The 7,262-nt window shown below is 57.5% G+C and carries 7 protein-coding genes and 3 tRNA genes; 2 read left to right on the top strand and 8 right to left on the bottom strand.

The genetic code is table 11. The features are described from left to right. Positions 1 to 427 precede the first annotated feature (427 nt). From asnS to HUU60_12730, 7 genes are all read right to left on the bottom strand, one after another. Positions 428 to 1,768 carry an asparagine--tRNA ligase gene (gene asnS / locus HUU60_12760; GenBank protein ID NUL83567.1) on the bottom strand — a complete coding sequence of 447 codons (1,341 nt, stop codon included), beginning with the start codon at positions 1,766 to 1,768 and terminating at the stop codon, positions 428 to 430. Beyond that, a complete protein-coding gene (locus HUU60_12755) occupies positions 1,765 to 2,400 on the bottom strand; it encodes a 50S ribosomal protein L25 (protein NUL83566.1) in 636 nt (211 codons plus the stop codon). The genes asnS and HUU60_12755 overlap by 4 nt, the downstream gene beginning before the upstream one ends. A 23-nt stretch (positions 2,401 to 2,423) precedes the next feature. Then, a tRNA-Trp gene (locus HUU60_12750) sits at positions 2,424 to 2,499 on the bottom strand. Between the two features lie 7 nt (positions 2,500 to 2,506). Then, the gene (gene rpmG / locus HUU60_12745) at positions 2,507 to 2,671 is read right to left on the bottom strand and encodes a 50S ribosomal protein L33 (GenBank protein ID NUL83565.1); all 165 of its coding nucleotides are present in this window, start codon (positions 2,669 to 2,671) and stop codon (positions 2,507 to 2,509) included. 83 nt (positions 2,672 to 2,754) lie between these two features. Beyond that, complete coding sequence (gene tuf / locus HUU60_12740) at positions 2,755 to 3,972, bottom strand: elongation factor Tu (protein ID NUL83564.1); 1,218 nt, start codon at positions 3,970 to 3,972, stop codon at positions 2,755 to 2,757. Between the two features lie 59 nt (positions 3,973 to 4,031). After that, positions 4,032 to 4,106 (bottom strand) — tRNA-Thr (locus tag HUU60_12735). 5 nt (positions 4,107 to 4,111) lie between these two features. Further along, a tRNA-Tyr gene (locus HUU60_12730) sits at positions 4,112 to 4,196 on the bottom strand. Positions 4,197 to 4,409: 213 nt separating this feature from the next. On the opposite strand from HUU60_12730, the gene HUU60_12725 reads away from it, so the two are divergent. Together HUU60_12725 and HUU60_12720 are read left to right on the top strand one after the other, a co-directional pair. Beyond that, a complete protein-coding gene (locus HUU60_12725; protein ID NUL83563.1) occupies positions 4,410 to 5,537 on the top strand; it encodes a hypothetical protein in 1,128 nt (375 codons plus the stop codon). Between the two features lie 43 nt (positions 5,538 to 5,580). Then, entirely contained in the window at positions 5,581 to 5,835 is a 255-nt protein-coding gene (locus tag HUU60_12720; protein ID NUL83562.1) for a hypothetical protein, read from the top strand. Positions 5,836 to 6,377: 542 nt separating this feature from the next. On the opposite strand, the gene HUU60_12715 is transcribed toward HUU60_12720, so the two are convergent. Then, positions 6,378 to 7,199, bottom strand: a complete 822-nt coding sequence (locus tag HUU60_12715; GenBank protein ID NUL83561.1) for an RHS repeat-associated core domain-containing protein — start codon at positions 7,197 to 7,199, stop codon at positions 6,378 to 6,380. Positions 7,200 to 7,262 lie beyond the last annotated feature (63 nt).

Here is a 7,262-nt window from a genome sequence, read left to right as displayed (position 1 = left end):
ATCGTGGACGACGCGGACCTTTCCCTCGTGCTCTGGATGTTCGGCACGACCTGCCCGTAAGCCCGGTTCTTAGGCTCGCGGGGACGCTCGCCCTCCCGATTGTCGCTCGCGGCGGTTTAGACCCCTTCGGGCCTCTTCGTAGACGGAGCGGGGGTTGGGCCAGGCAGAAGCCTGGCGTTCCGAAACGTCGCCGCTTGGCTCGCGGGGACGCTCGCCCTCCCGAACGATTGGGAACCTTCCGCCTGGCCTGCCGCCCGGAAGGGCGGCGCTCCGTCTTTTGGCTCGCGGGGACGCTGATCGGAACGCCAGGCTTCCGCCTGGCCTGCCGCCCGGAAGGGCGGCGCTCCGTCTTTCGGCTCGCGGGGACGCTCGCCCTCCCGAACGATTTGGAACCTTCCGCCCGGCCTGCCGCACGGAAGGGCGGCTGCTAAAACTCCGCGTTGCCGGGGGTGCGAGGGAACGGCGTAACGTCGCGGATGTTTTTCATGCCCGTAACGTACATCATCATGCGCTCCAGGCCGAGGCCAAAGCCAGAGTGGGGCGCCGTGCCGTATCGGCGCAAGTCCAAGTACCACCAGTAGGCTTCTTCGCTCAGTCCGGCCTCGATCATGCGTTGGCGCAACGGCTCCAATCGCTCCTCTCGCTGGCTGCCGCCGATAATCTCGCCCACGCGCGGCGCCAGCACGTCCATGGCTCTCACGGTGCGCTCGTCGTCGTTCATCCGCATGTAGAAGGCTTTAATCTCCTTGGGATAGTCGGTTACGATGACCGGGCGCTTGAACGATTCTTCGGACAGATAGCGCTCGTGCTCGGTCTGTAAGTCGCAACCCCAGAAGGGCCGAAACTCCCATTCGCGCCCGGCTTTCTGCAGGATTTCGACCGCCTCGGTGTAAGTTACATGCGCGAAACTGGATTCGGCCACGCCGCGCAGCGTCTCTATCAGCGTCGGCTCGATGCGCTGGTTAAAGAACTCAAGGTCGTCCGCGCAGTTCTCCAAAAGATAGTGGATGATGAACTTGAGAAACTCCTCGGCCAGGCGCATGTTGTCTTCAAGCTCGTAAAAGGCCATCTCCGGCTCGATCATCCAGAACTCGGCCAGGTGGCGCGGGGTATTGCTGTTCTCCGCCCTGAATGTCGGGCCAAAAGTATAGACTTTCTCTAACGCCAGCGCCAGCGTTTCGGCCTCCAATTGGCCGGAGACGGTGAGAAAAGCCTCCTTGCCAAAGAAAGGCTCACCAGGCGTATGCACCTCGAACATGGAGCCTGCGCCTTCGCAATCCGAGGTCGAGATGATGGGCGTGTGGATGTAGTAGAAGCCCCGTTCGATGAAGAACTTGTGAATAGCGAAGCTGAGCGCCGACCGCACACGGAAGACGGCGCCAAAGGTGTTGCTGCGCGGCCTTAGATGGGCGATCTCGCGCAGAAACTCCATTGTGTGGCCCTTCTTTTGCAACGGATAAGCGGCCGGGTCGGCCGTGCCGTAAAGATGCAGCGACCCCAGTTTGAGCTCGATCGGCTGCTGGGGCGATGGCGAGGCGACCAATGCGCCTGTGGCCGACACGCAGCTGCCCGTGGTCAACTGGTGCAATATCTGGTCGTCCACCGTGCCCGCTTCGATGACGGCTTGAAGCCCTTTCATCTGCGAGCCGTCGTTGATGTCGATAAACGAGACGCCTTTGCTGTCTCGGCGCGAGCGAACCCAGCCGCGCACGGTGATCTCGCTTCCGGGCGGCAAACCATAGGCTTGCTTGACCGAGACGACGCTCATTCCTCGGCGGGTTCTTCGGCGGCAGGCGCTTCGGCAACAGCGGCTTCCGGCGCCTCTTCGGCCAGTTGCTGCTCGGCGGTCTTGGGCGGCGCAACGGTTACGACCGTCGTATCGGGATCGGACAGAAGCGTTACGCCCTCTGGAATCGGCACGTCGCCGAGCCGAATGGCCGAGTTGAAATCTTCAAGATGGCTGATATCGACTACAAGCCGGTCCGGGATGTTCTCGGCCAGACAGCGCACGTCGGCATGGTCGGTTACGTGGATCAGCGCGCCGCCCATTTTGACCGCGGGCGCATCGCCTTCCAGCACGACCGGCACGCGCACAGTCTGCTCTTCGGTCAGATTGATGGCAAAGAGGCCGACGTGGCGAACTCTGTGGCCAATCGGAGCATAATCGATGTCCTTGATCAGCACTCTGTGGGTCTTCTTGCCCACTTTCAGATCGATCAAGTTGGTCGATCCGGCTCGATGAAAGACGCTTAAGAACTCTTTGTCGGGCAGTTGGATCATTTGCGAATCGATTTTGGCGCCATAAACAACGCCGGGGATCAGCCCTTCGTTCAGCAGCCGTCGCGCCTTCTTGCCAGAGACTTCTCGCGGGGCGGCTTCTATCTTAAACTTGGTTGCCATTGTTGCCTCACCTCATAGGGGACTGGCAGGGGTGACAGGATTCGAACCCGCGACCTCTGGTTTTGGAGACCAGCGCTCTACCAACTGAGCTACACCCCTGTACGGTTTACTTCGATTCGCGGTGTTCCGTGTGCTTGCGGCACCGCGGACAATACTTTTTCAGCTCCAGTCGATCTTTCTGCTTGTCCTTGTTCTTAGACGTTGTGTAGTTCCGGTCTTTGCACTCCTGGCACGCCAGCACAAAGATGACCCTTTTTGATAACTGAGCCATTTGATTTTACCCCCTCGTCTTTTGACGCCAAGGGGCGACCGCTTCGATCGCCCCTCAGTAGTCAGTCTGTAGAAGCCGCGCGATTACTCGACGACTTCGGTTACGACGCCCGCGCCGACCGTTCGGCTGCCTTCGCGAATGGCGAAGCGCAGACCCGATTCGATAGCGACGGTCTCGCCCAATTCGGCGACCATGTTGATATTGTCGCCGGGCATGACCATTTCGACGCCTTCGGGCAGTTTGATCTCGCCCGTTACGTCGGTGGTGCGGAAGTAGAACTGAGGCCGATAGCCGTTGACGAACGGCGTGTGGCGGCCGCCCTCTTCCTTGGTCAGCACGTAGACCTCGCACTTAAACTTCTTGTGCGGCTTGATGCTGCCGGGCTTCGCGCAGACCATGCCGCGCTCGATGTCCTTTCGGTCGACTCCGCGCAATAGCAGGCCGACGTTTTCGCCCGCTCGCGCGTCGTCCAAAATCTTGCGGAACATCTCGATGCTGGTGCAGACGGTCTTGCGCGTCTCGGATCGCAGGCCGATGATCTCGACTTCTTCGCCCGGCTTAAGGATGCCGCGCTCCACTCGGCCGGTGCAGACCGTGCCTCGACCGGTGATGGTGAACACGTCCTCGACCGCCATCAGGAACGGCTTGTCCAGGTCGCGCTCGGGCAGCGGAATGTAGTTGTCCACCGCGTCCATCAGGTCGTGGATGGCCTTGATCCAGCTGTTGTCGGTGTCCTTGGTCCAGTTCGAGCTGTCGTCCGCTTCCAACACCTTGACCGCGCTGCCGCGGATGATCGGAATCTCGTCGCCCGGGAATCCGTACTTGGACAGCAGGTCGCGGATTTCCATCTCGACCAGTTCCAGAAGTTCCGGATCGTCCACCAGATCGACCTTATTCATAAAGACGACCAGCGCAGGCACGTTGACCTGGCGGGCCAGCAGAATGTGCTCTCGGGTCTGGGGCATGGGGCCGTCGGTGGCCGCCACAACCAGAATCGCGCCGTCCATCTGCGCGGCGCCGGTGATCATGTTCTTGATGTAGTCGGCGTGTCCCGGGCAGTCGACGTGGGCGTAATGCCGCGTTTCGGTCTGATATTCGGCGTGATAGATGTTGATCGTAACGCCGCGCTCTCGCTCTTCCGGCGCGCTGTCGATCTGGTCGTACGCCTGGTATTGGGCCAAACCGTGCTTGTCCAGCGTGCGGGTGATGGCCGCGGTCAGGCTGGTCTTGCCGTGGTCGACGTGACCGATGGTGCCGATGTTGACGTGCGGCTTGCTTCGTTCAAATTTTTGTCGTGCCATCCTATCTGAGTCCTCCTTGCATGACTCCAGCGCTCAATGATTGATTATCGGCTTTCGACTGGAGCCGAAGACGGGAATCGAACCCGTGACCTCGTCTTTACCAAAGACGCGCTCTGCCCCTGAGCTACTTCGGCGACAGTGGTGGGGGCGGTTGGATTCGAACCAACGAAGGCGTCGCCAACAGATTTACAGTCTGCCCCCTTTGGCCACTCGGGCACACCCCCTCAAGCCCGCAGAGTCTACCCAAAAGCGGTTAGCGAAGTCAAGGGAACAGGCGGGAAGCCGTTCGAATGCGCGACCTCCGGCCACCATCTTTCAGGCAACGTCCCCAACAAACCTTCGGACTTTGCGGCATTGACGGCAAACGAGAGAAAACCGATGTATAATCATGGTTGCTGACAAAAACACTTGCTTCATGCGGCAAAAAGGAGATTTTGATGAAATCGACTCAATTTTTGGCTGTACTTTCTTTGGCTCTCTCGCTTTCGATGGCGTTCGCACAGCAGGACTACCTCGTTGTGTCCTGCTATGGCACGGGCGACATCGCTCGATTTGACGGCACGACCGGGCTTGACGGCTCGCTGTTCGGATCGCAAGTCTGCAGTTCGACGGGCAATCTCTATGGCATTACGGCCGGTCCCGACGGCCACCTCTATATTGCCGATTATAACAACGCTGAGATCAAGCGGTTTGACGGTCGAACCGGCCTCTTTATGGACACGTTTGTGCCGGCGGGCACCAGCACCCTCATGACAGAGCCGATTTTTCTGAAGTTTGGCCCGGACGGAAACCTCTATGTAAGCGACTATGCAGCCGGCTACGTGATGCGGTTCGATGGTGCGACGGGCGCGGCACTGCCGGCCGATGGTCAGATCGATGCTATTTTTGTCGACACCGGCGTGATCAATGCAGGCGGCAATCGCGCCGGACAGTTGGACTTTGGTCCAGACGGCAACCTCTATGCGTGCAGTTGGGATCGCAACTTCGCTACTGGCGGAGTGTATCGATTTGACGGAACGACGGGAGCCCTCATCGATCTGTTCGTTGCAGACGGCAGCGGCGGATTAGCCAACTCCTGGACGCTGGACTTCGGCCTTGACGGCAATCTTTACATTGCAGAGTACATCCTTGGCGGAGGCGGCGTCTACCGATACAGCGGCGCGGACGGGTCGTTCATGGACGTCTTCGTTCAGCCGGGCGACGGCGGTCAAAGCAACACGTACGACATGGCGTTCGGCCCCAACGGCGATCTCTATCTGACCAGCCTGTTCCACGAGGGCGGAGACGACCAAGTGCGCCAATATAGCGGCGCAGACGGCTCGTTCGTCGGAGTGTTTTCTTCTGGCCCGCCGATCAACGGCGCGACGGGCCTAGCGTTCTATTCGGCCGAGCCGGTCGTCCCGGGCGATGTGAACTTGGACGGCTGCGTGGACGATACCGACCTGGCCATCATTCTGGAGGCGTTTGGCGGCTCCGGCTGCGCCTTGGAAGACATCGACAAGAGCGGCATCGTGGACGACACCGACTTGGCGATCGTGTTAGAAAACTTCGGACTGGGTTGCTGAGAAAGGACAGGCGTTCCGGGATCAGGATTCTGGGAGGTAAGAGATGAAGAGACTCGGAATTGTCGCTGTCTGTGTTACTCTTTGTAGCGTAAGCAACGGTCAACTGGTCGGGCTGTGGGAGCCTCCGCAGCCCGATCGCGACTGCATCAGCCCCGCGGAGCGAAAGTTCTATCGAGCCGTCCGGATTGTAGTCCCATTCGTAGCTGCGCGAGGTCGATCCGACCGTGTCCGCCGCCTCGGCCAAGGCATAAGTCGACCACTTCATATAAAGATGAACATCCCCGACCATCATGTCTAAAATTCTCTCCCCCCTCTCTTCATCTCTGGAGCGACCTCACCAACAACTCTCTAAACTCTAAAGACACTAGTAACTTACTAATTATTCCTACTGGCAGCATACTCAGCAAATTCGGTAATGCATACATCCATAATCTTGAACCTAAGTCAGCGCGAATTGATGGGAATAAAAAAACAAGAGACGCGGACGCCATTAGGATACCGCACACAACCCCCACTAAGACATGGAACCAGGGGCCTCGTTGATTTATTCTGCCGCATAGCAAGTATAGTGCACTTATAAGAAGCGATAAAAGCAGTGCGAGTTTCCAGAAATAGGCTGCCCCTTTCTTCATGGAGTATGGTAAGTACACTACAATGTCCCATACTCCATAAGAAGCAACGTCAGGCGGCAGATCTAAAGGATTGAACCCTAGGCGCAGACATAGGTCAATCCTGGACACTATGAGCTCGCTCATCATTATGAAGAAGCACCAACTCATAAAGATGCATGCTGTCATAGCTGCAACTTTCAGACCGCTTACGAGAGTAATCACGTGCAAGTCACCTTGGCCACTTCTTGATAACGGAAACTTCAGGGCCGTAAATGAGGTGGCGAACACTGGTACCCTCTGCCACGGCGTCATACACATACTTCCGCGTTATATGGTCATCCACGATTTCATAGGCCTCGAAAGAAGGAAATTTCGTATGATCGCCTATTAATCCAATTAGATTGCCTCTCACATCAAATATGAAAGTGAATAGCATCATGATGGCGGGAGAAGGTTTGACAAGTGGATTGCTTGCCTTGGCCGCCAAGCTCACATAAGTGTTTCCAAAGCCGAGACTCCCCGATGACTGAACATAAGTATATCCAAACTTAAAACTTGGGTTGTATTGCGCCTTGTCGATAACTTGACCGGCTTCGTCCAATTCCATGGTCACACCGGTCTTACAGCCTTCGAGGATAGCTTGCGGTAAAGCTCCTTTACTTCTGGGTTCAAATCTAAACTGGAGCTTCATTCTATAAGACTTGGCGTAGGGATTGAAGCCTCGGCCATCACCCTTGAACCGTCGACCGGTCAACGGCGCATACACTTGGTTGTACGGAATGAATGCCATTATGACAACACGTGTAACTTGCCTCGGGCCACTTGGTCCTTGACTTAACCCATCCGGATCCGCCAGATTAACCGCATCGTTCAGACAATACCGATAGACGTTGGGGTCGCCGGAAGCGATCCCTATCGGGTCTCTTTGGAGCCATCTCGCCGTTCGGGGGTCGTATTCGCGAGCGCCGACGTGGTAGAGACCGGTGAAAGGAACGTGCTGGTAGCCGCCCGCAGCGCTCGTAATAGTCCGTTGCCGAACCCGTGCTGTCAACCAACAACCGCAGTCAACGCCGCAGTCGCCAACTTTAAAGTGTCAAGAATTAATTTCGACGCG

The organism is Armatimonadota bacterium, assembly GCA_013359125.1.
GTDB lineage: Bacteria > Armatimonadota > Fimbriimonadia > Fimbriimonadales > GBS-DC > JABWCR01.
The sequence above is the reverse complement of the archived record's forward strand: the minus strand, read 5'-3'. Positions and strand labels throughout refer to the sequence as shown.